A 458-nucleotide genomic window follows, 5' to 3' on the forward strand; every position below is an offset into this window, starting at 1 on the left:
GTATTCATCCGTGGTGAGCAGATAACTGACAATAATGAGCAGTTAAATGGTTTGAATGAGCAGATAACTGACAATAATGAGCAGTTAAATGGTTTGAATGAGCAGATAACTGACAATAATGAGCAGTTAAATGGTTTGAATGAGCAGATAACCGAGAGACAGCGAGTCATTCTTCATTTTGTAGAGAAGAGCCCCAGCGCGACATACGATGATATGGCGCGTGCTGCGGGAGTCTCATCAGCGACTGTGCGAAGGGATGCTGAAATACTCATTGGGTGTGGATTGCTTAAGCGCGTCGGCTCGCGAAAGGCAGGACACTGGGAAGTTCGGGGAGAGAAGAATCATGATATTCGATAGCGAATCGGTGTTTGAGGAAAACGTCATCACCGTGCTTAAGCAGCATGGATGGAAGGACGGTGTCCTGCGCTATCCAACTGAGCGGGATTTGCTCGACAATT

At 46.7% G+C, this 458-nt stretch carries 1 protein-coding gene; it reads left to right on the plus strand.

Features of this window, described 5'->3' with window-relative positions:
- Positions 1 to 357, plus strand: a 357-nt coding sequence (locus FCS21_RS16055; protein WP_138624505.1) for a coiled-coil domain-containing protein, incomplete at its 5' end; no start/stop codon positions are given.
- Positions 358 to 458 lie beyond the last annotated feature (101 nt).

Origin of the sequence: Colwellia ponticola (assembly GCF_005885605.1) — a bacterium.
Classification (GTDB): domain Bacteria; phylum Pseudomonadota; class Gammaproteobacteria; order Enterobacterales; family Alteromonadaceae; genus Colwellia; species Colwellia ponticola.